Raw genomic sequence first — 23,190 nt, 5'->3', positions numbered from 1 at the left:
CCAGGTACAGTAAACTCAAGGGATACCACAAAGGGCTAATTGCTGTGAAGACAAAAGCTGTGAGATCGCCAATGTCGGTGTCTTACTAGCCGCCAGCAGCATTTACCTGCTTGCCTCGCGCTGGCCGGACATCATCGTCGGTGCCCTTATCTCCGGCGTGTTTCTCAGCTCCGCGTTTAATGTCCTGCGGCAATCCTTGCAAGCGCTACGTGCGCCCGTTTCATCCCGTTAAACCGTGCAGCGGTTCGGCTTGCACGGACAAGCCGTGACCGAAAGAAATCAGTCAACAGCTTTGGACAAGGGGTTAACCCGGTTTTAAGTTCCGTTGCTCCCTAAACCCCAATAGCAAAAACCCATGGTTGACATCTCCGTTTTCTGCCGGTACAAAGGCTCCTGAATTCTTCACACAGGAGGGCCAGCGACTTGGACAGTGACCCTAGTTGCTTTCACAAAGCACCGTTGCAGTTCGTAGATCGGGTCATCCTGGCATAGTTGCTGTTGCCATCACCCGGTCCTCGGGTGATGGAATATTTCCATTCGTTATCGTTGTTTTGTGCGCGCCGCCGTGAGTGCGTCCCAGTCGCATGCCTGCAAAGGAGCATACGATGGCGACAGAAGTACAAACCAAAAATATCACTGAAATGCTGGTATCCCTTCCCGAGGATCAGCGCCACCGGGTGGCTGACCGCTGGCGGGTCCACCAGCAACGGGAAGCATTGATTCAGCGCCCTTCCTTTTGGAAACGCCTCTGGCTCTTTCTCACCCTGATCGGCCCTGGCATCCTGGTCATGATCGCGGATAATGATGCTGGTGGGGTGATCACCTACGCCCAGACCGGTGCTGCCTACGGTATCGGCTTTTTCATTCCGTTTCTCATCCTCATGGTCCCGGTGGCCTATGTGGTGCAGGAGATGACCGTCCGTCTTGGCGCAGTGACACATCGTGGACACGCCGAAATGATCTGGGGTCGTTATGGCCCTTTTTGGGGCGCCTTTTCCCTCTTCGATCTGGTCGTCGCCAACATCCTTACCCTCGTTACAGAATTCATCGGTATCACCATAGGGATGAAGATGTTTGGCGTGCCCGCTGTTTGGAGCGCATTGGGCGGCTTTCTCATCGTTGCCGGGGTGCTTTTATTTTTGCGCTATCACACATGGGAACGGGTGGCACTTTGGATTGCCGTTGGCAACTTGATTTTTGTGCCGCTGGCCATTGCCTCCCATCCGCACTGGAGGCAGGTGGTAACCGCCCTGGGGAACTGGCACATCCCTGCGGGTATCGCGGTAAGCGGCTTTGTTTATGTGATTCTCGCAAACCTGGGCACGACGATTGCGCCATGGATGCTCTTTTTCCAGCAATCGAGCGTGGTAGACAAAGGGCTGACAGAAAAAGACATAGCGATTGGCCAGGCCGACACCGCCATTGGCACCATTTTGATGGGGCTAGTAGCCATTGCATTGGTCACGCTGACAGGTTCTTGGGTGTATGGGTTGTCCGGCGCGGGAAATTTCGGAATACACCGTATCATGGCAGCTCTTGCACATAGCCCAATCGGGTCTGTCGGCACCGCACTCTTTGGACTGGGACTGGTCGAGGCCGGTCTGATTGCCGCCATCGCGATTACCGCAAGCACTTCCTGGGCCGTGGGCGAGGCGCTTAAACTGCCGCGAAGCATCAATTTACGGCCTCAACATGCACTCCCATTCTACTTATCTGGGCTTCTAGGTACGGCTTTGGCGGCCTTGACCGTCCTGATTCCCCACGCCCCTTTAGGGTTCTTGAACCTCACCGTTCAAGTGGTCGCTTCCATCTTCATGCCAGCGGCGATGATGTTCCTGCTGCTATTGCTGAACGATCCTGAAATCATGGGTCAGCATGTGAATCGTCCTTGGCAGAATATGGCGGCATTCAGCATTGTGGGTTTACTGATGGTCGCCGACGGTCTCTATGGATTTACGGTGGTTTTCCCTCACGCACTTTAGGAGACGGCACATGCAAAATAAAAACTATTATCCTGATTCCAAGGAAACCTCAGATGTCTCTGACGGCTTTGCAAGCTTTCTTCTGGCAGAAGGAGGCGGGGAGTTGGCCCCATTATCCCGTGCACCCGTTCAAGGTGCGGTGAAAATCGCGTTTTGGGGGCTGCGGCTCTACATCGTCGCCATGCTGATACTGGTGTCGATTGGTTTTACCCGCGGGATGCATTGATTAGGGTACAGATTCATTGAGGAGGTGCCACAACTTGGGCAGTAAACAGAAACATTGTTTTTCGGATATTCATTCACGAGAAATGGTCTGCTGTTGAGCATACCCGCTGATCCGTGGGAGTGTCCTGGCGGGCATTTGCAAAAGGTACAAACATGAACAAAATAAATGTGTTCCCTATTACCGCCTTGCTGGCAACGCTTATCATGAGCACCCAAGCCGTACGTGCAGATGATGCCATCCAAAATCCCTGCACCGGGCCATCCGCATTGCTCGCCCTGCTAGATCGGCCCACTGTGTCTGACAGCGCCTGTGTGGTGCAAGACGGCCAAGCCGTACTGGAAGCAGGTTACCAACACGCCAACCTTACGGGAGCCGGAGGCGGCACTGCCGATAATTTCCCCGAGGCGGAATTGCGCTTTGGCCTACCGGGCAACAACGAATTCGTCCTGCTGCCGCCCAACGACAACGTCCAACGCACTCCCTCAGACAGTACATATTTCCAGGGATTCTCCGCTACCACGGTCGGCATCAAGCACGAGTTGGGCTACACCAAACACTGGTTGGGAGCCGTGGAAAGTTTGTTTACTCTGCCCTCCGGAAGCCCGGCGTTTGGCAGCCGGGGGACAGGAGTAGCCTTTAACGGCATCGTTACCTATGCCCCAAGCGACGACACCGGGATATCCTTGCAATTGGGCGTCACATCCCAGACCAATCCCGCGCTCGCCGGAGGTGGTCGCTTCACCAGCATCAATCCGGATATCACCTTCACCTGGTCACCTTTGTGGAATCTGCAGTTCTACGGCGAGGCATACGGACAGAGCCGCACGGGGCCGGGCTTGGGGTCCGGTTTTGATGCGGACGGCGGTGTGCAGTACCTGCTGACCCCCTACTGTGAGGTAGACCTCGAAGAAGGTGCGCGCTTGAGCGGAAACCTAGGTGGATTTACCCATTACTTCGGGGCAGGGATGGGTTTCCTGTTCTAATCCGTTAGGGTCCTTAAACAAAAGGGTATCAGATGTCCTGACAATGCAGCCGCCCCTCCCTCGTCGTAACAAGGCATTGCAAAGCAATGGGGGTGCGACAATTTGCCGCATGTAACCGTATCCGTATCAGCTGTAAGATAATATGCCTTGGGACGAGGAATGAATCTGGTGTCTGTCAGCGATAAACAGCGCGGCCTAACTTTAACACTGTCTTTGGTATCGTGCTGAGGTGAAGGTTAAATTCCAGATCCAACCTGGGAGGTGGACGGTCCTGCTACTGTGGCCAAATATGCTGAACTCCTTCAATAACCCAGGTGTGCAAAGCGAATTTTCGATCAACTGATGGGCATCATACCGATGGTCGCTGGTCTTTTACGGTCAAGTAACATCTTCCGATGCTGGATCTGTGGAGCGGGCGGGAAGGGACCCACATCCATGCTCCAAGCTGCCAGGATTCTGGATGTACAGTGTTCACAGTGTAGATAATACCGGAACCCTCCCCGTGGGGCGCTGTGCGCACGCAGTGAATATCCAAAGTGCGTTGGGGGTGGCGGTGTTCGTCGCGTCGGTTACCCTCCATCAGCCATGCAACCACCTGACATGCGCCAGCTTGCATCATCGTAGTCCATCTCGATAGTTAGCCCCATCGAGGTAGTTAAACTATCCATCACTGCACATGATAGCGCTTGAGCCAAGAGTGAGAGCGACTGATCGCATGATAATTGAAAAGGACACCGTCATGAATAAGCTCCTCGTCGCGCTGTTCGTAATAACCGCCCTTGCAGGGTGTTCGCGTTCCGATGATCTGGATGATAGCCATACCGTGAAATGGTACATGGCGCACGATGCCGCCGCCTACCCCTCTTTTCTTGTTGGTTTTTTGGGGTCGGCGAATTCAAATAATAACCACCCGCCCTCTGCGCCCAGGAAACCTGAAGCGTAAAAGACCTCGTAAGGTGTCTAGTATCACAATGCCAACCCCATCCCCGGCGACGCAATGCATAGTGGAGCCCAGCACCTGCCTCCAACGTGTCGAGACATACCTCTCGTGCAACCCAGGTAGTGGCTCTCGACAACCCAATACGTACAGGAACGCGCCGAGCGGTCCCGTAGCAATACAAAGCCCCACTTGAGAACCTTGGACTCTGGTGTGGCGCGAATATCAACCGCAACAAACAGTACTGATAACGCGGTAAGGATAAACCACAAAAGCATCACGCCATTAAACATTTCCCCTCCTCCTGCGCCCATCCCCTTGAGCCACGCCCAAGTGATCGTTGCCGACAGATAGCACTTACATCTGGATCTGGAGCATCTCCAACCACCTTGCCCGAGTCAGAAGGCGCAATATTAAACGAGGAGAAGCATCCAGCTTGCTCTACGGTCCATCCTATGACCGTTTGTAGTCATTCATGTGCTTTTATCCCCATGTTCAGTAAAGTTTTAGGTCCCGGCCAGCAATTCATCAAGCCGTGGCTTCTGATGAGCAAATGTTCCCCATAACGCCTCGCCAGCGATCACCGTGATTGGCGCGACCCGCACTCCGTAGCGTGATTTGGCTTCCTCAGCCACGCCGGGAGCAGTCACGTCACGTTCCTCGTATGCGACATCGTGTTCCTTGAGGTAACGGCGCACGGCGGCGCAGTCGGGGCAGCCGGGACTGGTGTAGAGCAGTACCGGATCAGACATGACGGTCGGTGTGCGGGGCTTCAGCCCCGCACCTCCGCCTCATAGCCTTCTTCCTTGACCGCAGCGATCAATGCGGCGGTGCTCGCCTGACCATGCACTACAGCTTCTCCTGGCGTGAGAGTGACGTCCGCTTTTTCAACGCCGGGAACGCCTTCCAGCGCCTTCGTCACGGCCCGCACGCAATGCTCGCAGGTCATGCCGGTGATCTTCAGATTGATATCGCTCATGGGTTTTCTCCTGCAATGACAACTTGCGTACAACGCCTACAACGGAGACGTCATGAGAGCCGCGTCACTATATCTGTCAATCATCTGCTGTTGCACACCCCATTCATGCATTGCCAGCAATACCGGCCACAAGCTTTCACCTAAAGGGGTAAGAGAGTATTCAACCTTAGGTGGGATCTCAGCGTAAACCAATCTACTGATAATGCAGTGTTTCTCCATCTCACGCAGTTGTTGAGTAAGCATTTTCTGGGTAATACCTGGGATTCCACGATGAAGCTGTGAAAACCGCCTGGTTCCTTTAAATAGTTCCTGTAAAATGAGCACCTTCCAACGTCCACCAATGGCTTTCAATGTTATATCAACAGCACACGGCTCATTTTCGATTTCCATAGATCCCTCTCGCGGTTGTGCATCACTGTACAAACGATACCAGAAAGTAACTAACTATATTTTAGATCGTAGATATGAAATTGGTGTCTACTTCACATAAAGCATAATAGGGTTCATTATCCATGTAGTCAACCAAGAGCCATTTACGTCAAATTTGCACAAAGCTGAATGAGCTGCAATGCATGCTTCCGTAAGACCAAAGGTGGTTTATGGATAAAAAGTGACGCTTCTGGTGAAATGATGGGAAAAATACGCATAAACATCGCAGCAAGTGGCGATTAAGTATGGATCACCAACAGTTGAAGTAGGTTATGTGGTATTTTATACTTACAGGAGGCTTTACATGTTTATGATTGATTATAAAGAATTTGCATGGCAATATTGGTTTATAACTGCATGTTTTCTTACTGCGGGTATAGCAGGTGTTACGTCCCGCAATAAATTAGGTGCTTTATCCCAAGCTATTTGAGGTCGAAACGGAGGGGTTATCCCACGGTCTTTCGGCAAGAACACGCATCCAGATAGGAGCGACTCTGGTGCATTGGTTTTTGGCCATCTATCTGATGGTCTGCGACAAGGATGAGATATCCGCTCTGCGTTTGCCCAAGCAGATCGGCGTTTCCTGGATTACTGCACATCGCATGCTGCGCAAGATGCGCCACGCTATGCCCGACCGAGATAGTATCTATCGCCTGGGTGGCGTAGTGGAGGTGGACGACGCTTTCGTCGGTGGGAGAAGGTCCGGAGGAAAGTGTGGTCGGGGCGCGGAAGGCAAGACTCCGATCCTGGTGGCCGTCGAAAGCCGTGGCAAGAAGGCGGGCTTTATCACCATAGAGTCACGGGAAAATATCTGCAGAGAACCTGGATGAGTTCGTCTATCGCTTCAACCGGCGATTTTGGGAACCCAAGTTGCCAATGCGTCTGCTCAATGCGTGTATGGACCATATGCCCATCCGCCTGTCCGCTGAGAATAGTTCATAGGCATGTTGTTTAATCACTGATTACCCCTTGTGCAACCAGTGATTAAATTTAAGGTTAATGGTTGCAGTTTAGAATGAGAGATATCTATCTGTTACCAAGTAAAAACACGTCCAGCAGCACCCAATGCGGGCAATGCGGCACTAGGCGTTAAAAGAGGCAGATCCTTTGCCAAGTCTCCAGTCGTCATACCATTGAGCTCGAGCGACTGGAGGCAGCCGATGATTCGCACCCCATTGTCTTCGGCCAACTTCATAAAGTCAGCAACACTTTTCCCGCCTGCCATTGGAAAGATAGTCTCGGCTTTACCTTTAGCCAATAATTCTGTTGCAGGTCCTGTAAAGTACATGATCACATCCTGCTCAGATGCCGCTGCCGTCGCTGCAAGAAAAAAGGCGGACGGCAACCGTTTGGGATTTTCCGGTCCAGTGATGAGGATGATAACGAGATCTGCGGGTTTCATTGTGGACATAAGTGCAACCTCATGATTATAGAGTTCGGTACAAAAAATAGCTGATCTGGTATGGCTTGTCAAATTATTTAAGGCAGTTGATAGGCAAAACTGGTCTGCTACTTTGTTCTAAAATAATCAGCCATCGCCATTAAGTATTAAACCTTACTTACAATAAAGTTACTTACTGAAAAATAAGTGCGTATATAACAAAAAAGTGCATACTATACAGGCCATCTTGTAGAGAGTATTAATATTACATCGCTGCTTCAGTAGCACGGCGGAGGTTGATGGTGCGGCTGAGCTTTTGGGTTGTCCTATGTTACTCGTTTCTTCAGGAGATAGATTACCATGAAATTGTATTATAGCCCCGGCGCTTGTTCCCTTTCTCCACATATCATTCTCCATGAAGGGGGATTCAGTTTCAATACGGAAAAGGTGGATTTCGCCACCAAGAAAACAGCAACCGGCACCGACTATCTAAGCGTTAATCCCAACGGCTATGTCCCCGCATTAGTACTCGATAATGGTTATATTCTGACCGAAGGGCCTGCCATTATCCAGTACCTGGCTGATCAGGTGCCTGAGAAAAAGCTAGCACCGCCCGCTGGAACCATTGAACGTTACCAACTCATGCAATGGCTTAATTTTATTTCTACGGAGCTACATAAGGGTTTTTCACCATTATTCAATCCCCATGCGCCTGCGGAATGGAAAACAATAGTTGCGGCCCAACTCGAACGCCGCCTGAACACAGTCAGCCATCAGTTAGAAGGCAAAAATTGGTTGATGGGTCCCGAGTTCACCGTTGCTGATGCTTATCTTTTTACCGTATTGAACTGGGGTAAGCATGTGGGCATTGAAATAGACCGCTGGCCGGTGCTGAAGGGGTATCAGGGACGAGTATTTGAACGTCCGGCTGTACGGGCTGCTATGGACACAGAAGGCCTTCTCCAGCCTGCCTCATAATTCCGATCAGAGGAGATGTTATACATGAATCAAGAAAGCACTGTTAGTGATCCACTGTGTACTTCTTGCGTTTACTTTCCGCCTAATCTTCCAGAGGGTAAGTATCCTTCTGAAGACTGGCTAGAGTTACAAAAAAAACAATGCTCATTTGACTTTATTCCTGGTACCAATGAATGTCAGGCAACACGAAAAACCAGCTGTAGTCTGGTTGATTTACGTGACAAAATGGGACCGGGCTCCGGTGGAGGCAGGCCGTGAGCAAAAAAGAACTTGCATTTGCAAGTGGATGGAGTTTGCATACATTTGCTAGATAACTTTTAACGCAAAAAAGTTTTACGTTTTTAATCACTGCATAGAGGAGATGAAAAATGGTTAATAACACAGCACTTAATGGCGTAGATATTAATCAACTGGGAAAAACTGTACAGGCAGTAAAAGACAATACAGCGCTAGCTAAGTGTCAATTTAGAACCACTACGCAATGGATATCTGGAGCACATGCGCAGACGCATGTTCAGGGTTTTTATGGATTAGGACAGGAAGACCACTCCAGAAGTACGCCATTTATCATAGAAAGTGATGAGCCGACAGCTCTGATGGGAACGAACATGGGAGCGAATCCCGTAGAACTCCTTTTAACTGGGCTGGCCGCTTGTATAACCGTGGGATTGGTCTATAACGCTGCCGCACGTGGAATATCCTTGGATGAACTGAAGATAGAAATCAGTGGTGAGATCGACTTGCAAGGCTTTATGGGTCTTTCTGAATCGGTTCGACCGGGATTTAACGACATTTCTGTGTACTGTCACCTAAAAAGTGCGTCTCCTGATAGCGACCTCTTGGATCTGATCGAATATGTCAAAAGGGTATCACCGGTACATAATACAATCAGTCAGCCGACGCCCTTAGAGGTAATCTTTCAGCGACTCTGATATGACCTTGTGAAGTGGACGTTTCTGGTTGTTCGCAGAGGACTTATGGTACTACGATTTTTTGGCTAAGGTGCGCCAGGATGAGTAATGTTGCTCCTGGCATGAAGGAGAACATTTTCGAGATGTTTAGTATTAAGGAAATCTTGCACCGCGAAATGCATCACAACCCGACACAAGTTTCACCTTCAAAAACTGCGCCGTGGTTATCATACTGTTGTATTATCAGAGTGTCATCAAATTGTAATCGTTCGAGATGATTTTACCACACTCTGGCTTGTTGTTGGTTTTATTGTAATTAAATAGGAGGCGTTATATGGCTTTGTTAAAAACGGTGCTTCCATCTGAAGCAGAAGGGAAAATTGCCAATTGCTATCAACAGATCGAGGATGCTATAGGATATGTCCCAGAGGCATTTCATCTGTTCAGTGTAAGCCCGGAATTATTCGAGGGCCAGATGGCCACTATGGCCTATATGGCATCCCATCCTACGCTCAACCCAACATTCATATCCATGCTGCGTTATTTGGTATCCGGAAGAAATAGAAATACCTTTTGTATCGGTTTTAATGAAGCAGCGTTGGTCAATGCGGGTATCAATCAGGAAGATCTACGTAAATCTCTGATCCATCCTGAGATGATCCCTCTCCCGGAACATGAAAAAACTTTGATGCTTTTTATTCTCCGGGCGATTGATGATCCAGAGAACATCAGTGAAAAGGATATTGCGGCGCTTCACAAGGCAGGATGGACGGACCGCGATATCTACGATGCCTTGGCTGCAGGTGCGCGTCATGCGGCTACAGATGTGCTGTTTAATGTATTCAAGGTTTCTTCATCCCTTAAAAAGGACTGATCATCTGAACTTTTTCCGGATAGGCTGACCTGCCTGGTCAGCAATGCGCTGTTGAGGACAATTTGAGAGAGGCGACTTGATGGATTACAATTATGACCTGCTCGTCATTGGTGGTGGAAGCGGTGGCATTGCCACGGCAAATCGAGCCGCACTTCACGGTGCAAAGGTTGCGCTTGTGGAAACAGGCAGAATAGGCGGAACCTGCGTCAATGTTGGATGCGTGCCAAAAAAGATTTTGTGGTATGCAGCAGGATTTGCAGAGCATTTACAAAGGGCTCATGATCAAGCCTTTAATATTCATGATTCTACTTTTGATTGGGCTGCCCTTAAGACCGCCCGTGACGCCTTTGTCAGTCATCTCAATGCGCGTTATAGCACGGGTCTTGCTGACAACGGGGTGACGCTTATCCACGGGTATGCCCGCTTTGTGGACGCCCGTCAGATTGATGTGGATGGCCGTATGATCCTCGCGGACAAAATCGTCATTGCCACCGGTGGCCGCCCGATGTGGCCTGCTATCCCAGGAGCAGAGCTAGGTATCAGCTCTGACGATTTTTTTGCGCTGGAGACCCAGCCCCGCCGGATTGCCGTAGTAGGCGGAGGCTACATAGCGGTAGAGTTGGCTGGCCTGCTGCGCCATCTCGGCAGCGAGGTCACCCTTCTGCTACGACGAGACCATTTTCTGGATAGTTTTGACGTCATGCTCCGGGAAATACTCATGAAAGAAATGATCGCCTCTGGTGTTGATATTCTCACCCGCCAAAAGGTAACCAGCCTGCACCGAGACGGACAGTCGCTTACCCTCACCCTGGAGGGTGGGCAGAAGATCAACGGCTTCGATACCGTACTTTGGTCTATCGGACGGATGCCAAACACGGACAACCTAGGGCTAGAGCGTGCTGATGTCGTCAGAGATCAGCACGGCCACATCATCACAGATGCATACCAAACCAGCAACCAATCGCATATTTTTGCTATTGGTGACATCACCGATAGCCCAGCCCTTACCCCCGTAGCCATTGCGGCCGGTCGGCGACTGGCGGATCGCCTCTTTGGAGGCATGGCTGACCGGCATCTCTCGTATGACAATATTCCCACAGTGGTTTTCAGTCATCCACCCATTGGAACGATCGGCCTTACTGAAATGGAGGCTCGGGATATCCATGGGGATAATGCGGTCAAGGTCTATAGCACTCGTTTCCGATCTATGGCATATGCATTTGCCGAAAATCCCGTACAAACGGGCATGAAACTCGTCACCGTCGGTGCTGAGGAGAAGATTGTCGGCCTTCATATCATCGGTGATGGCGCCGAAGAGATGCTTCAAGGCTTTGCCGTTGCCGTAAAGATGGGTGCTTGTAAAAGCCACTTCGATGACACCGTGGCTATTCACCCAACCAGCGCGGAAGAACTGGTCACGATGCGTTAGAGTCAGCATTTAGCCAGATTCTCTGGGGATAAATGTGTTCAAGGAAAATCATGATATGTCACGTGTGCGCATAATCTTACTGACTCTGATAGTGCTCTTTGGTATGGCTGGAAACAGTCTGCTGGCAAGAGCTGCCTTGGGAGGACATCTAATTGGACCACTTCCATTTACTACAATTCGCCTGACGAGCGGAGCGGTGTTCTTGATCGTGCTGATGGCGGTGAACAGGACACGGCCGAAATTGCATCATATGCTGATGCCGTTCATGCTGTTTTTCTATGCATTGGCATTTGCATACGGATATGAGCAGCTTGGGGCAGCTACTGGAACACTTTTTTTATTTTTTGCCATTCAGGCGACCATGCTGGCATGGGAGATTCGAGGTGGGCACCGGTTATCAAAACTGCAATGGACTGGCAGCGGAATAACCCTGGTAGGTTTGTGGGTGCTGGTGGGTGGCATATCACATGTTCCTAAGCTTTTGGGGATAGGACTGATGTTAGGAGCGGGTGCCGCATGGGCGGGATATTCGATACTGGGAAAAAGTTCCGTGGATGAATTGGCCACTACAACTGCTAATTTTACATATTCCGGGCTGGCGGCTATTATCCTCCTCGCGATCTATGCAGTGATAGAACATTGGCATCATGAAGCCATTCATATAAGCATTGAAGGTGCTTATTACTCTATGCTTATTGGTGCCATAACCTCAGCGTTAATTTATGTGCTTTGGTATATCTTAATAAAGGAGCTAACTGGAGTCACAAGTGCCGTCATACAAATGCTGGTCCCCGTGATTGTCGTTATCAGCGCGGTTCCCTTGCTGGGCGAACAAATAACTATACGGTTAATTTTGGCCGGAGCTACGATGCTTTCTGGCATACTTCTGGTAACATTGTCAAAAAGTATTAGGAAATCTGTTAGTGATACATGCTCGTGAAGTTGAATGTATGAGGAAATGTACACTGCTGTACCATTTGTTGTTGTTAGTCACTGTCGACTATTTCATGAAGTAGTTTTCGGAGGATAATGCTGTGATGAAACCATATAAACTAGTTTCTTATATTGGCGCTGCTCTGCTGTTGATTGGTGCAGTACCAGCTTATGCTGCATCAAGGGTACAGACATCCCCCATGAGCGATGTGAAATTAAAGCAAGAGGTGAAATACTTCGGGGAGCACTCGTTCGATTTCTTTTCTATTTTTAAGCGGTATCATCCAGGACCATACTGGATTCTACACCATGCTAAACAGCTACATTTGACTGTTGCACAGATTCAACAGGAGAAGCCTCTGCATATGAGTATGGCAAAAAGCACATTTGCTGATAATAGTGCCTTGCGCAAAGCCTACAAACAGTACGCATTAGACGCGTCTGTTGTGCAGCCTTCGTTGTTAAAGATAAAAAATGACATTGATGCGATTGGAAAGGCACAAACCAGATTAGCGTGGGAAATGGTGCCGTACCACCTTAAAGCTTATTCACTACTCAACTCGACACAGAAAGTACTGTACAGAAAATTAGCAGCTCAATAATTTTCTGCTTAAACAGATCTGCTGGGACAGTAACACCTTGGTGCCGGTTGTCGTTGTGTGGTCTATCTTGGAAGAGGCCTTCAATGCCTCCTTTGAGGGCTTTATGCGCGCGCTTTATGCTCTTGGTGTATCTATTAGTTATTAGTATGGATGGCGTGGCTAGGGACTTGCCAACATGTTTGTGGAGAGGCTCTGGCGCACCGTGAAGTACGAGGACGTCTATATGAAGGACTATGACAAAACGTCTGAACTGACTAAAATATTATCATTTCTTGTATACGCTATGTAAAAGAAGAGATTGATTAAGGACAGCATATGTTACGTAAAAAAACACGGTTAGCCGTTCAAGGTGTTGGCGCGCTAATACTTATGGTTGCTGGACAAGCATGGGCAATGGGTGAAGGTTTGCATGTGATTCAGGGCGGCCCAGCGTATTTTAATGTCGGCGTCGGAGCCTTTAACGCTGCTGGAGTGGTTCCTGGTCCTGGGCATCGCGGTAACGCGACGTTGCCGGAGATTGATCTAGAATACCAGACAGCCGCCAGACTGCTCGGTATCGGTGCACTTTATGGAATTGTTGCCAATACTGATGGTGGATTCATGGGATATACCGGATTTTACTCAGATATCGCATGGAACCATTGGGTGTTGATACCCGTTCTCGCTATGGGCGGATATCATCAGGGTCGAGGTAAATACCTGGATGGTACTTTTCAGTTCCGATTGGAGTTGAGTCTAGACTATCAGTTTGCCAATAAGTCGCGTTTCGGACTGAAAATTGCCCACATCTCTAATGCCTACACGAAACAGGAAGATCCAGGAGAGGATGAGATTATGCTGAATTATTCCATGCCCTTGTCGTTCGGCAAAAATACATGAAAGCCCTTGGACGTTGGTAAGCCAGCTTGTCGCTCAGCATTATCACAACAGTTTCGGAAGTTGACTAGGTGGCAACACTTAATCGCGACACTCTGCTGCGAGCACGACTGGTCGATTATACTGAGCAGTTGCCCAATTGCCAGCTCCGCTGCTAATCGCCCATTAGAACTAACTACCATAAGGCTGCTAGGCTATATGGATTGCCGGCCAGACGAAGAGTATATTATCAAGACACAGGCCTTGCTGTAGAGGCTTTTGATAGCTGCAGCCAATGGCAACATTGTCCAACATATTGGAAAATATGGAATTTAACTGCGCTACATGAAGCTAATGAAAAGCCCGTATATCCGTCCAAATGGGAGACTACTCATGCATAATACTCATGCAATTAAATTGCGAATTACACCACTCGCTAGGCAGGCGCTCGATCATCGAGAAGAACCTCTCTGTGTTTATTTAGAGCTATTATTTAGCTGTCTGATTCGCAAAAAAACATATTTCATATCTTCTCCCCATCAGGATTCTATACTGCTGGACGCTCACATGCCCACTGTTCAGGTGTGGTTCCGCGCAGTCGGTTCTAAAACCTGTTCGATTACCGATCAGCCTGTTCAGGATCTACAAACGTTCCCACTAAAACGGACGGACGCTTTTATACCACGCTGGCTCAGTCTAGATTACCGAAAAGGCGAATGGGCAGGTGATTTCGGTTATATTCTTTAAAACTATCACCATACTTAGAATGTAAGTCCAAGGCACTTAACGTTAATTGTAGGGGCCTGACTCCATACGAACGACCGCTTTCGCTGCTTATGTGTACATACACATAAGCAGCGTTATGTATACCTCGCGATTATGTATAGCGGTACAGCTGCGAGCCTTGCTACGACTGGGTTGTAGGGCCGAATTGTGCTCGCGAGCTCTACATAATAAACGCTGATTTGGAGACCCCGGCAAGATGACTGCCCACCGGCGGTGCCGAATATTGCTGTCAGGCTTTCGGATCGGAAGGAGTGCTAGGATTCACAGGCAACCACCTACCCGAGCAGTAAGTTAATGGTGATCCAAAGATCACTGATCAGCATTGTGGCCATGGATCAGACCGGTAGCTGGGGTGTTGATTTGTGGCGCATGCGGAGCGCTGTCGTGGTGACTACACACCGAATCGACCAATTTTATGTATAGCATCACGATACCGCTCATACCAAATGGCCAGCATTAACAGGGCTTACAGCCAGCACGACATGCGCACTATACATAATCGCGAGGTATACATAACGCTGCTTATGTGTCATTTGGGTGTAGCGCAAGCACAAGGGATGCCCCTAGGCGCCAGGATGAAACTTTATTGTCCACCATCACCGGGTCGGCAAAGGCTGTGGGGCTACTCAGGATGATACTTCGTGAAACGTGGAAATTGTTCAAAACGTAGAATCAATGGGATACGGCTGATCCAGGATGATACTTTTTTGTCCGTTAACAAATTTGTTAACGGACAATAGAGTATCATCCCGAACAATAAAGTATCATCCTGTAATGCGGCAAAAATAGGCGCAAAAGCGCGTCGACAAAGAAGAATCAATTGGTTACAAGAATCTCAGGATGATACATTGCCGCTGCGGGGCTGACATCGTGAGCCGTCAATCAATAGGTTGCAGCAAATACAGGATGATACTTTATTGTCCGTTAACAACTCTCGCCAGATGATTCGCCAATAGGCCCGCCATGCCCCCATTGTCCTGTGTTTTTATTATGAATAACAGTATAATAAACAGACTACACCTTATGACTTAGATTCGCCAAAATGTATACGAACCCCGCACAATTCGAACCACTGCTGCCGTCGGAGGTGGCCGTCGCTCCATTATTGGAACTGGCCCACAGGCTGATCCGTGCGGCGACCAATCTGGATGGCAAAATGTCGGCCGCCAGCAAATCGGCGCTGACGCCCATGCTGCGGGAGATGAATTCCTACTACACCAACCGTATAGAAGGTCAGCATACCTTCCCGCTCGACATTCAGCGGGCTTTGAAAGGGGCATACGCCCGGGATCCTGACCGTGCTCGCCGTCAACGCTTGGCTTTGGCCCATATCCACACGGAGGAGTGGGGAGAAATGGCGTACGTTGAGATGGACTGGCGAAAATTGTATTCGGCGGAGGTGGTGCAAGCATTGCACCGGCAACTCTACGAGCAGTTGCCCGCAGCTGATCGCCTGATTGAGGATGGTAGCGCCGTTATTCCTGGCGCATGGCGGACCTGTGAAGTACAGGTGGGTACGCATGTGGCTCCACCGGCGAGCGCTTTACCCGCGTTTTTTCGTCGTTGGGAAAATGTTTATGCGGGTCTGCCCAGCGGAGAACGCGCCCTGATAGGGATAGCCTGCGCACATCATCGGCTGGCCTGGATTCACCCATTTCTGGACGGCAACGGCCGGATAGCCCGCCTGCACAGTCACCTCCTATTCCATAGCATGGGGTTAACCAGTGGGTTATGGTCGCCGATGCGCGGCCTAGCCCGTACCCAAGACCGGTATTATGCCCTGCTGGCCGGCGCGGACGCACCTCGCGCCGGCGATCTGGATGGGCGCGGGAATCTCAGCGAAGCGGGGTTGCTGGCCTTTGCCCGGTATTTTCTCGAAATGTGTTTGGACCAGGTTCGATTCATGAGCGGCATCCTGGAGTTCGCCGGTCTGCGTGAGCGCCTACAGGAATTCCTGACCTTGGAATCGCTGAAGCCGGAAAGCAGTCTGCGCCCAGAGGCCACCAATGCGTTGCATTACGTTTTCCTGGCCGGAAGCCTGACCCGGGGCGAATTCAAGGCAATGACCGGACTTGCCCCGCGTACCGCCGACCGCTTGCTCGCCGAACTATTACGTCGCGAACTTCTGCTCTCCGATACCGCCAAGGGACCAGTGCGCTTCGGCATTCCACTCTGGGCGCTACGCTTCTATTTTCCGAACCTGTGGACTGAAGCGGAGGTCGACCACTCTTCTCCGCTTGGATAGCATAAAGATGCCCACGATGCCCCGGAATACGCACATGGCGAACAGGATGTCAAAGCACTTCATCACAACCCCCGGCAACTCCACCCCAAAAGATGACCAGAGCCGCCTCATATCGGCCACTACCGGCGCCGTTCCCAAGCAATGGCTGAACGCGATTATCTGACTGTACTGCAGGCCGAAAACGCCCGCCTGATCGCGCTGCTCGAATCTCACGGCATCGAATGGCGGTTGCCACCACAGCCACTCGCTGTTGCGCTACCGGAGCCGGGGCTATCCAGGTTGTCTACTGCCGAGAAGGTGGCACTGTTCCGCCGTTTGTTTCGCGGGCGCACGGATGTGTACCCCATCCGCTGGGAAGGGAAGACCTCTGGCAAATCAGGCTATGCCCCAGCCTGCGTCAACGAGTGGCGCGCCGGTGTCTGTGAAAAGCCGCGCATCAAGTGCGGCGATTGCAGCAACCGCCTGTTGATCCCGCTGTCGGATGCGGTGATCTACGACCATCTGGCTGGCGAACACACCGTCGGCGTCTATCCGCTGCTGGAGGACGACACCTGCTATTTCTTGGCTGTCGATTTTGACGAGGCCGAATGGCGCGATGATGCCCGCGCCATCATGCAATCCTGCCATGAACTGGGTGTTCCGGCTGCATTGGAAATTTCCCGGTCCGGGAATGGCGCGCACGCCTGGGTGTTTTTCGCCAACCGCGTTTCTGCACGTGACGCCCGGCGCCTTGGCACTGCCATCATCAGCCATACCTGCTCGCGTACGCGACAATTGAAACTGGAATCCTACGACCGACTGTTCCCGAATCAGGACACAATGCCCAAAGGAGGCTTCGGTAATCTGATCGCCTTGCCGTTGCAGAAATGGCCTCGTGAAAGTGGTTACAGCGTCTTCGTTGATGCCGATCTGTGCCCGTATCCCGATCAGTGGGGTTTTCTCGCCTCCATTCAGCCCATGGCCTCACACGACATTGAGCCGACTATCCTGCGAGCCACCGGTGGTGTTCACCCGCTGGACGTCACTTTCATCGACGAAGAAGATCTTGCCACGCCGTGGAAGCGAGATGTCGCATCTGCGAAAAAGTTGTTCGGGCCAATGCCGAGGTCGTTGACCGTGACTCTGGGCAACATGATCTACTTCGAGAAGGTTCAGCTGCCGCAGGCACTGGCCAACCGATTGATTCGTTTGTCTGCGTTTCAAAATCCAGAATTCTACAAGGCCCAGGCCATGCGCATGTCGGTATGGGACAAGCCACGCGTCATCGGCAATGCTGAAAATTTCCCGCAGCACGTCGCCTTGCCTCGCGGTTGCCTTGAGGCTACGCTGGATCTACTGCGAGACAACGGCATCGCCTGTGACCTGCACGATGAGCGTTTTGGCGGTGAACCCATTGATGTCTCTTTTGTCGGCAATTTGCGTCTGGACCAGGAGGCCGCGATTGCCGGAATGTTGAGTCATGATATCGGCGTGCTGTGCGCTCCGACCGCCTTTGGCAAGACTGTGACCGCGGCAGCGATGATCGCGCACCGTGGTGTGAACACCTTGGTGTTGGTGCATCGAACCCAATTGCTTAAGCAATGGCAGGAACGTCTGCAGGCTTTTCTAGGCGTTGGCAATGGCGTGGTGGGCACCATCGGCGGTGGCAAAGCCAAACCCACCGGCATGATAGATATTGCTGTAATGCAATCCATCTCCCGCCAAGGCGAGGTCAATTTACTTGTCGAAAATTACGGGCAGGTGATTGTGGACGAATGCCATCACGTCGGCGCAGTTTCATTTGACGCGATCCTGAAACGGTCCAAGGCTAAATACGTGCTGGGCCTGACGGCGACACCCATCCGCCGTGATGGCCTGCAACCCACCATCTTCATGCAGTGCGGGCCTATCCGCTACACGGCGGCCAAGCCAGCAAGCGCGCCGCACGATTTAGTCGTGGAGCCGCGTTTACTCGGCAAGTGGATTGATTTGCCCACCGAGACTGGCATTCAGGATGTGTTCCGGCATCTTGCAACCGATCAGGCACGTACCGCTGCCGTTGCTGCCGAGGCTGGGGATGCTTACCGACAGGGCCGTAATGTGCTTGTTTTGACTGAACGTACAGAGCATCTCGATGCGATCCTCGCCGCACTGGATGGGCAGATGCTAACGCCTTTCGTGCTCCACGGCAGGATGTCGAAGAAACAACGGGCAGCAATGATCAACGACCTTGACAGTCTACCGCCTGAGGCACCACGCATTCTGCTTGCGACCGGCAAGCTGGTCGGGGAGGGTTTTGACCATCCTGCTCTCGATACGTTGGTACTGGCGATGCCAATCTCGTGGAAGGGAACCCTGCAACAATATGCAGGCCGTCTTCACCGTGAGCACTCTACCAAGACTGATGTCCGCATCATCGATTTCGTGGATGCAGGACACCCGGCGCTATTGCGCATGTGGGATAAACGACAGCGTGGCTATCGGGTAATGGGCTACCGGGTTGTGGAACACCCGCAGTAGGCCGCAGACTTGCTCATTGATGCCAAGGCGTGTAGTCGACGCAACCAATAGCCGAGTCCAATGTAATCAGGGATGCACCCAGGCTCTGGGATGATACTCTATTGTCGGTGAACACATGGAACTCATCCGTAGCCTGTTCCTGCATAATAAAACGCTTGCCAATCATATTATGCAGCCTGGAGGCGTCATGACGCTCTTCAGGCCGGTCGAACCTGGGTTTCATCCTCGTCTGCAGCTCGATTATACCCAGCAAATGCCGGTGAGATCACTCAAGAGGTCATTTATCTTGGAGTTTTCTTGGCTGGCGGTGGATCCTGATGGGCAACGCGCCTGACCTAGTCCGCAGTAAATGCGTCTTCCCGATCGGTTTGGCTACATTGTTCGAGTTGCAATCGATGGATGATCACGTCTCTCTTTCCACGCTCACTGATCTCGTTAACAGATTTTCGATGGGCATCGGCTGTCAACCGCCGAACGAGGTGATTGACCAGGAATTGGCGCTATTTAAGGCAGATCGGGATATTTGCGTAGGACCTGAAAGATTCTGCCACCCCGTCGAAATTTTTGGCAGACTGCAAGCAAATGTTCCGAATCTGTTGCCAGAACCGGAGACGCTTGCGTTCAAGAAGGTGATGCTCGACTTATTACACGCACTACCGATAGCAACCATTCTTGAAATGGCTGCTGCGAACAAACATTCCCGATGGGACAATAACGAAGGTATTGCTGAAATGAATGAGGGCATGCTTGCACATCAGCACGAGATCAAGACCTATCCCGATGCGCTTCTCATAGAGTTGACGGGCATAATGCGGAGCCATGTGGCAGACGGACCGGCAATTCAGAACCTTCCGCCGGCTAAGGCTTATGCACTGATGGCGCTAATCCATTGGCACGACAACCCACAGAGCACGCATCTCATGACTGCGAGGGCTTTGGCACTCCTCCACGCGAGTGTTCGATACCTTCAAAATCGAAAGTTTCACCAAGGGGATATCGCCGATTTCGCAACGGCGCAGGTCTCATTGTCAAGTGCACACGCATTTTTCACCGACAAGGCGCTCGCCAATCTACTCAACGAGCCGAAAATGGCTTTAAGGCAATTTTGTTCCTGCGAGGTGGTATCAGGATTTGATAACTTTGCAGCGTACCTCAAGGATGTGTAGGCAATGGTAGGTCTTTAAGCCAACGCTGTTTAACACAGTGAGCGGCCTCCGCGGCTTTTTGCGTAGGTCCGCTCGACTGAAAAGTTATGCATCAGCGCTAGAATTCTTGGTGAGCAGTTTGTAGCTTTCAATGCATAACAATGGAACTAAGTGATCCGAAATCGTCCAGTGAGTCCAGTCAATCGCTGTGATTCATCCCGTAACGCAACAATCTGAATTTGCGTGGTTTCAATCTCCTTGTTTATACCAATAGTTTTCCGAGAAATCATCATGATATTATCATTGATAGCGCTTGCAGTATTTCTCAAGTCTTCTGCGGAGGTCGCCACATCGGCGACCCGTTCCGAAATATTGGCAATAGACTCGTTTATCGACCCAAGACGATGCAGGGACTCTCCAGCCATTTCCGTTCCATGCGACACCTGCCCATTGGTTTGCACCATTTGTCTTGCAAAGGACTGCATTTGGGACTGAATATGTATTATCTTTGCAGAAACATCCTCTGCGGCAACAGCGGTTCCTTTTGCCAAATTGCGGACTTCGTCTGCCACGACTGCAAAGCCTCTTCCGTATTCGCCGGCACGCGCCGACTCTATAGCCGCGTTGAGAGCAAGCAGGTTGGTCTTGGCCGTGATCTCTTTTATGGTGCTAACAACACTTCCAATCTGGTGAGAAGATTCTTCCAATCTCTGGACTTGTTGTGCCATACCAATAATGGCAGTTCCTGCTGAACTCAATTCTTCTAATGACAGACCAATGGCTGTATTTCCTTGTTGGGTTGAATCAGCGGTGGCGCTGGCAATTTTAGATATATCCTCTGCATCCTGTGCTACACGAACGCTAGTTGTGGCCATGTTGGTCATCGCGTCGCTCGCCTTCTCAGTTTGAGTGCTGGTGTCGCCGACCTCTTCAGTCAGCGTGTTTGCCACGCTGGAGAGTTGCACGCAGGTATCTGAAATCTGTTGGGCGCTGACACTGATGCCCTTAATAAGCGTAGATAGATCAGTGGCCATCTGGTTGGTTGCAGTAGCAATTTCTCCCAATGGTCCGCCGGTATCTACAGGGACCTTCACATTTAAATCTCCTGAGGCGATTTTTTGGATTGCTTTACTGATACGTTGAAGCTGCCGGACAACACTACGTACAATAATAGAACCAAATGAAAAAACTAGAAATATGGCGGCCAGACCAATTATAATTAGCAATATAATAGCCCGTTTATCTGCGGATTCTCTTTCTTTTATGGCAGTTTGTGAAGCCTTGTTCTGACGGGCTACAATAGCGTCTACACCACTATTGAACTTCTTTACATCGGGCAAAAAATTATTTTGATAGGCCGTCAACGCACCTGACTGATTCATTGTTGTTGACAAAAGTAAGACCTTGTTGCTCGCATTTTGCAAAATATTATCTGGCCCTGTAAAACTATTTGCTATTGCTGGAGATACGCGCTGTAATCGGGCAAAAGATTGAGAAACCTTTTCCTCTCCACGCTTGAGGGCTATGTAAACCACCGGTTCATATTGTTGTTCTGTCGCAAGAATGCCTGTTAGAGCAATATTGGCATCTACGCTCTGACGAAAATCAATTAGGGCGGCGGTACGCTCGGCATCATGTAGCGTATCTGTCCCCGATTGTTCTGCCATAAAAAGCGTCCAGGTGGCTGTTGCAGAGATAATAATTAAGGCCACTATGGCGCTCCACATCAACGAATGAACTAGCTTTGTGAATGAGATGGCAGACATATTCAATGATACCTTCATGTTATATTCCTCTTTAATGGTGTCTCTTCTACCGCGACAATTTGATCATTCCAGCTTACAGTGCCCCTACCGCCTTAGTCACCGCTCGAGCAAGTTCATCGGGCACGAATTTAGCGACATAACCATCGGCCCCGACGCTGTTCGCGTGGGATTCATTCGCGGACCCCGACAGGGAGGAGTGGATAACCACAGGAATGGCCTTTAGCGTCTCATTTTCCTTAATTTTACGGGTCAAGGTAAACCCATCCATTTCCGGCATTTCCAGATCAGTCAGGACTATAGCCACCTTCTGGCGAATAGGTATATTTGCAGCCTTGGCTTCTTGCGCCAAAACTTGTAACCGCTCCCATGCCTCTTTGCCTGTCTTGGTGCCGATGAAGGGTAATCCAAGGGCACTCAAAGCTTTTTCAATCTGGCTACGGGCAACACCTGAGTCATCGGCATAGAGCACTACGGATCCCTGGGGAATGTCCACCGTATGGGTTTGCACCATTTCATCGCCGATCATGAAACGCGAAGGAAGCACCTTTCGCAGAATAGCCTCCACATCTAAAACCAAGGCGACACGTCCCGCCTCCGCATCTTCATCTAGACGAGCAAAGCTCGTTACCATGCCTCCTACGGCTGCCCCCTCGGCGGACATCACTCGGCTCCATTCCAGTCGCAGGATTTCTTCCACCTCTTCCACGGCGAAGCCTTGAATAGAACGCTCATATTCGGTAACCAGAAGTATGCTGCGGCTCGCGGGTACGCAGCCCACCACGCCAGGCAGATCGAGCACCGGGATAATTTGGCCGCGGATATTCGCCACGCCAAGTACATGTTCAGGCGCTCCGGGCATAGGCGTGATAGGTGGCATGACCAGCGCCTCGCGGACCTTAAATACGTTGATCCCGAAAATTTCTCTGGTATGGGTGTTTTGATCTTCTCCGAGGCGGAAGATCAAGAGCTCAAATTTGTTGGTGCCGGCGAGTTTTGAACGCTCGTCTACTTCCTGCAAGACATCATTCATGGGGGCTCCTTTACATGTTCTGGTGACGGATGGCGGTACTCAGGGTATTTAACTTGTCCAGAATATCCTGCTCCAGGCGAGAGAGTTCCGTGCTCTGCCGGATGGTTTCCTCCCGGTTGCCCGATTGCTGGGCAACCCAGATGGCTTGAGCCATTTGATGAAGTTGAAGCGCCCATGGTGGAAATTTATGGTATCCAAGGCAGTGCGATTCATGATTCCC

Annotated in this window: 25 protein-coding genes and 1 pseudogene; 19 read left to right on the top strand and 7 right to left on the bottom strand. The window is 50.7% G+C overall.

Annotated elements, in window-relative coordinates:
• Positions 1-605 precede the first annotated feature (605 nt).
• The 4 genes from PJU76_RS13025 (at position 606) to PJU76_RS13010 (ending at position 4,134) form a co-directional block, all read left to right on the top strand.
• Complete coding sequence (locus PJU76_RS13025) at positions 606-1,982, top strand: NRAMP family divalent metal transporter (RefSeq protein WP_271779858.1); 1,377 nt, start codon at positions 606-608, stop codon at positions 1,980-1,982.
• A gap of 10 nt (positions 1,983-1,992) precedes the next feature.
• Positions 1,993-2,208 carry a hypothetical protein gene (locus PJU76_RS13020; protein WP_271779857.1) on the top strand — a complete coding sequence of 72 codons (216 nt, stop codon included), beginning with the start codon at positions 1,993-1,995 and terminating at the stop codon, positions 2,206-2,208.
• 152 nt (positions 2,209-2,360) lie between these two features.
• Positions 2,361-3,191, top strand: coding sequence for a transporter family protein (locus PJU76_RS13015; protein ID WP_215880255.1), 831 nt, complete (start codon positions 2,361-2,363; stop codon positions 3,189-3,191).
• A 739-nt stretch (positions 3,192-3,930) separates the two neighbouring features.
• Positions 3,931-4,134 (top strand): hypothetical protein, encoded by a 204-nt coding sequence (locus tag PJU76_RS13010; protein ID WP_163057241.1) that lies wholly within the window; start codon positions 3,931-3,933, stop codon positions 4,132-4,134.
• A gap of 500 nt (positions 4,135-4,634) precedes the next feature.
• On the opposite strand, the gene PJU76_RS13005 is transcribed toward PJU76_RS13010, so the two are convergent.
• Genes PJU76_RS13005 through PJU76_RS12995 form a run of 3 tightly spaced genes read right to left on the bottom strand, consistent with a single transcriptional unit; the run spans position 4,635 to position 5,497 of the window.
• On the bottom strand, positions 4,635-4,880 hold the full coding sequence (locus PJU76_RS13005; RefSeq protein ID WP_014003716.1) for a glutaredoxin family protein: 246 nt from the start codon (positions 4,878-4,880) through the stop codon (positions 4,635-4,637).
• Positions 4,881-4,900: 20 nt separating this feature from the next.
• Entirely contained in the window at positions 4,901-5,107 is a 207-nt protein-coding gene (locus PJU76_RS13000; protein WP_054609092.1) for a CopZ family metallochaperone, read from the bottom strand.
• Positions 5,108-5,143: 36 nt separating this feature from the next.
• Positions 5,144-5,497, bottom strand: a complete 354-nt coding sequence (locus PJU76_RS12995) for a winged helix-turn-helix transcriptional regulator (protein ID WP_271779856.1) — start codon at positions 5,495-5,497, stop codon at positions 5,144-5,146.
• Positions 5,498-5,840: 343 nt separating this feature from the next.
• Between PJU76_RS12995 and PJU76_RS12990 the strand changes: the two genes are divergently transcribed.
• The gene (locus PJU76_RS12990; protein WP_271779855.1) at positions 5,841-5,966 is read left to right on the top strand and encodes a hypothetical protein; all 126 of its coding nucleotides are present in this window, start codon (positions 5,841-5,843) and stop codon (positions 5,964-5,966) included.
• 64 nt (positions 5,967-6,030) lie between these two features.
• Positions 6,031-6,478 (top strand): annotated as a pseudogene (locus tag PJU76_RS12985) (IS1595 family transposase); the annotation flags it as partial.
• A 91-nt stretch (positions 6,479-6,569) separates the two neighbouring features.
• Here the strand turns inward: PJU76_RS12985 and PJU76_RS12980 are convergent.
• Positions 6,570-6,947, bottom strand: a complete 378-nt coding sequence (locus tag PJU76_RS12980; protein WP_271779854.1) for a DsrE family protein — start codon at positions 6,945-6,947, stop codon at positions 6,570-6,572.
• A gap of 330 nt (positions 6,948-7,277) precedes the next feature.
• Here PJU76_RS12980 and gstA point away from each other — a divergent pair, with 330 nt between their 5' ends.
• The 13 genes from gstA (at position 7,278) to PJU76_RS12910 (ending at position 20,195) form a co-directional block, all read left to right on the top strand.
• Positions 7,278-7,895, top strand: a complete 618-nt coding sequence (gene gstA, locus PJU76_RS12975; RefSeq protein WP_271779853.1) for a glutathione transferase GstA — start codon at positions 7,278-7,280, stop codon at positions 7,893-7,895.
• A gap of 24 nt (positions 7,896-7,919) precedes the next feature.
• Positions 7,920-8,153 carry a hypothetical protein gene (locus PJU76_RS12970; protein ID WP_271779852.1) on the top strand — a complete coding sequence of 78 codons (234 nt, stop codon included), beginning with the start codon at positions 7,920-7,922 and terminating at the stop codon, positions 8,151-8,153.
• A gap of 110 nt (positions 8,154-8,263) precedes the next feature.
• Positions 8,264-8,827, top strand: coding sequence for an OsmC family protein (locus PJU76_RS12965; protein WP_271779851.1), 564 nt, complete (start codon positions 8,264-8,266; stop codon positions 8,825-8,827).
• A gap of 313 nt (positions 8,828-9,140) precedes the next feature.
• A complete protein-coding gene (locus PJU76_RS12960) occupies positions 9,141-9,680 on the top strand; it encodes a carboxymuconolactone decarboxylase family protein (protein ID WP_271779850.1) in 540 nt (179 codons plus the stop codon).
• Positions 9,681-9,759: 79 nt separating this feature from the next.
• Entirely contained in the window at positions 9,760-11,109 is a 1,350-nt protein-coding gene (gene gorA, locus PJU76_RS12955; RefSeq protein ID WP_271779849.1) for a glutathione-disulfide reductase, read from the top strand.
• 34 nt (positions 11,110-11,143) lie between these two features.
• Positions 11,144-12,049, top strand: coding sequence for a DMT family transporter (locus tag PJU76_RS12950; RefSeq protein WP_271779848.1), 906 nt, complete (start codon positions 11,144-11,146; stop codon positions 12,047-12,049).
• Positions 12,050-12,146: 97 nt separating this feature from the next.
• Positions 12,147-12,644: a hypothetical protein gene (locus PJU76_RS12945; RefSeq protein WP_271781018.1), complete on the top strand. Its 498-nt coding sequence runs from the start codon at positions 12,147-12,149 to the stop codon at positions 12,642-12,644.
• Positions 12,645-12,959: 315 nt separating this feature from the next.
• A complete protein-coding gene (locus PJU76_RS12935) occupies positions 12,960-13,523 on the top strand; it encodes an acyloxyacyl hydrolase (protein ID WP_271779847.1) in 564 nt (187 codons plus the stop codon).
• A gap of 369 nt (positions 13,524-13,892) precedes the next feature.
• Positions 13,893-14,246 (top strand): hypothetical protein, encoded by a 354-nt coding sequence (locus tag PJU76_RS12930; RefSeq protein ID WP_271779846.1) that lies wholly within the window; start codon positions 13,893-13,895, stop codon positions 14,244-14,246.
• A 1,081-nt stretch (positions 14,247-15,327) separates the two neighbouring features.
• Positions 15,328-16,530, top strand: coding sequence for a Fic family protein (locus PJU76_RS12925; RefSeq protein WP_271779845.1), 1,203 nt, complete (start codon positions 15,328-15,330; stop codon positions 16,528-16,530).
• Between the two features lie 279 nt (positions 16,531-16,809).
• Entirely contained in the window at positions 16,810-19,029 is a 2,220-nt protein-coding gene (locus PJU76_RS12920) for a TOTE conflict system archaeo-eukaryotic primase domain-containing protein (protein ID WP_271779844.1), read from the top strand.
• Positions 19,030-19,144: 115 nt separating this feature from the next.
• Complete coding sequence (locus tag PJU76_RS12915; RefSeq protein WP_271779843.1) at positions 19,145-19,363, top strand: hypothetical protein; 219 nt, start codon at positions 19,145-19,147, stop codon at positions 19,361-19,363.
• Positions 19,347-20,195, top strand: a complete 849-nt coding sequence (locus tag PJU76_RS12910; RefSeq protein ID WP_271779842.1) for a hypothetical protein — start codon at positions 19,347-19,349, stop codon at positions 20,193-20,195. Before PJU76_RS12915 ends, PJU76_RS12910 begins: the two co-directional genes overlap by 17 nt.
• Before the next feature lie 146 nt (positions 20,196-20,341).
• Here PJU76_RS12910 and PJU76_RS12905 read toward each other — a convergent pair whose 3' ends face one another.
• Genes PJU76_RS12905 through PJU76_RS12895 form a run of 3 tightly spaced genes read right to left on the bottom strand, consistent with a single transcriptional unit; the run spans position 20,342 to position 23,124 of the window.
• Complete coding sequence (locus tag PJU76_RS12905; protein ID WP_271779841.1) at positions 20,342-21,958, bottom strand: methyl-accepting chemotaxis protein; 1,617 nt, start codon at positions 21,956-21,958, stop codon at positions 20,342-20,344.
• Positions 21,959-22,013: 55 nt separating this feature from the next.
• Complete coding sequence (locus PJU76_RS12900) at positions 22,014-22,970, bottom strand: chemotaxis protein (RefSeq protein WP_271779840.1); 957 nt, start codon at positions 22,968-22,970, stop codon at positions 22,014-22,016.
• A 10-nt stretch (positions 22,971-22,980) separates the two neighbouring features.
• Complete coding sequence (locus tag PJU76_RS12895) at positions 22,981-23,124, bottom strand: hypothetical protein (RefSeq protein ID WP_271779839.1); 144 nt, start codon at positions 23,122-23,124, stop codon at positions 22,981-22,983.
• Between the last annotated feature and the right edge of the window lie 66 nt (positions 23,125-23,190).

Origin of the sequence: Acidithiobacillus ferriphilus, assembly GCF_028215975.1 — a bacterium.
Taxonomy (GTDB): Bacteria; Pseudomonadota; Gammaproteobacteria; order Acidithiobacillales; family Acidithiobacillaceae; genus Acidithiobacillus; species Acidithiobacillus ferriphilus.
This window is presented reverse-complemented; position numbering and strand designations above follow the sequence as displayed.

What these genes read in the sequence shown, in the direction of transcription:
- PJU76_RS13025 (WP_271779858.1), top strand. Translation starts at nt 606, where the DNA reads ATGGCGACAGAAGTACAAACCAAAAATATCACTGAAATGCTGGTATCC.
- PJU76_RS13020 (WP_271779857.1), top strand. Translation starts at nt 1,993, where the DNA reads ATGCAAAATAAAAACTATTATCCTGATTCCAAGGAAACCTCAGATGTC.
- PJU76_RS13015 (WP_215880255.1), top strand. Translation starts at nt 2,361, where the DNA reads ATGAACAAAATAAATGTGTTCCCTATTACCGCCTTGCTGGCAACGCTT.
- PJU76_RS13010 (WP_163057241.1), top strand. Translation starts at nt 3,931, where the DNA reads ATGAATAAGCTCCTCGTCGCGCTGTTCGTAATAACCGCCCTTGCAGGG.
- PJU76_RS13005 (WP_014003716.1), bottom strand. Translation starts at nt 4,880, where the DNA reads ATGTCTGATCCGGTACTGCTCTACACCAGTCCCGGCTGCCCCGACTGC.
- PJU76_RS13000 (WP_054609092.1), bottom strand. Translation starts at nt 5,107, where the DNA reads ATGAGCGATATCAATCTGAAGATCACCGGCATGACCTGCGAGCATTGC.
- PJU76_RS12995 (WP_271779856.1), bottom strand. Translation starts at nt 5,497, where the DNA reads ATGGAAATCGAAAATGAGCCGTGTGCTGTTGATATAACATTGAAAGCC.
- PJU76_RS12990 (WP_271779855.1), top strand. Translation starts at nt 5,841, where the DNA reads ATGTTTATGATTGATTATAAAGAATTTGCATGGCAATATTGGTTTATA.
- PJU76_RS12980 (WP_271779854.1), bottom strand. Translation starts at nt 6,947, where the DNA reads ATGTCCACAATGAAACCCGCAGATCTCGTTATCATCCTCATCACTGGA.
- gstA (WP_271779853.1), top strand. Translation starts at nt 7,278, where the DNA reads ATGAAATTGTATTATAGCCCCGGCGCTTGTTCCCTTTCTCCACATATC.
- PJU76_RS12970 (WP_271779852.1), top strand. Translation starts at nt 7,920, where the DNA reads ATGAATCAAGAAAGCACTGTTAGTGATCCACTGTGTACTTCTTGCGTT.
- PJU76_RS12965 (WP_271779851.1), top strand. Translation starts at nt 8,264, where the DNA reads ATGGTTAATAACACAGCACTTAATGGCGTAGATATTAATCAACTGGGA.
- PJU76_RS12960 (WP_271779850.1), top strand. Translation starts at nt 9,141, where the DNA reads ATGGCTTTGTTAAAAACGGTGCTTCCATCTGAAGCAGAAGGGAAAATT.
- gorA (WP_271779849.1), top strand. Translation starts at nt 9,760, where the DNA reads ATGGATTACAATTATGACCTGCTCGTCATTGGTGGTGGAAGCGGTGGC.
- PJU76_RS12945 (WP_271781018.1), top strand. Translation starts at nt 12,147, where the DNA reads ATGAAACCATATAAACTAGTTTCTTATATTGGCGCTGCTCTGCTGTTG.
- PJU76_RS12935 (WP_271779847.1), top strand. Translation starts at nt 12,960, where the DNA reads ATGTTACGTAAAAAAACACGGTTAGCCGTTCAAGGTGTTGGCGCGCTA.
- PJU76_RS12930 (WP_271779846.1), top strand. Translation starts at nt 13,893, where the DNA reads ATGCATAATACTCATGCAATTAAATTGCGAATTACACCACTCGCTAGG.
- PJU76_RS12925 (WP_271779845.1), top strand. Translation starts at nt 15,328, where the DNA reads ATGTATACGAACCCCGCACAATTCGAACCACTGCTGCCGTCGGAGGTG.
- PJU76_RS12915 (WP_271779843.1), top strand. Translation starts at nt 19,145, where the DNA reads ATGGAACTCATCCGTAGCCTGTTCCTGCATAATAAAACGCTTGCCAAT.
- PJU76_RS12910 (WP_271779842.1), top strand. Translation starts at nt 19,347, where the DNA reads ATGGGCAACGCGCCTGACCTAGTCCGCAGTAAATGCGTCTTCCCGATC.
- PJU76_RS12905 (WP_271779841.1), bottom strand. Translation starts at nt 21,958, where the DNA reads ATGAAGGTATCATTGAATATGTCTGCCATCTCATTCACAAAGCTAGTT.
- PJU76_RS12900 (WP_271779840.1), bottom strand. Translation starts at nt 22,970, where the DNA reads ATGAATGATGTCTTGCAGGAAGTAGACGAGCGTTCAAAACTCGCCGGC.
- PJU76_RS12895 (WP_271779839.1), bottom strand. Translation starts at nt 23,124, where the DNA reads ATGGCTCAAGCCATCTGGGTTGCCCAGCAATCGGGCAACCGGGAGGAA.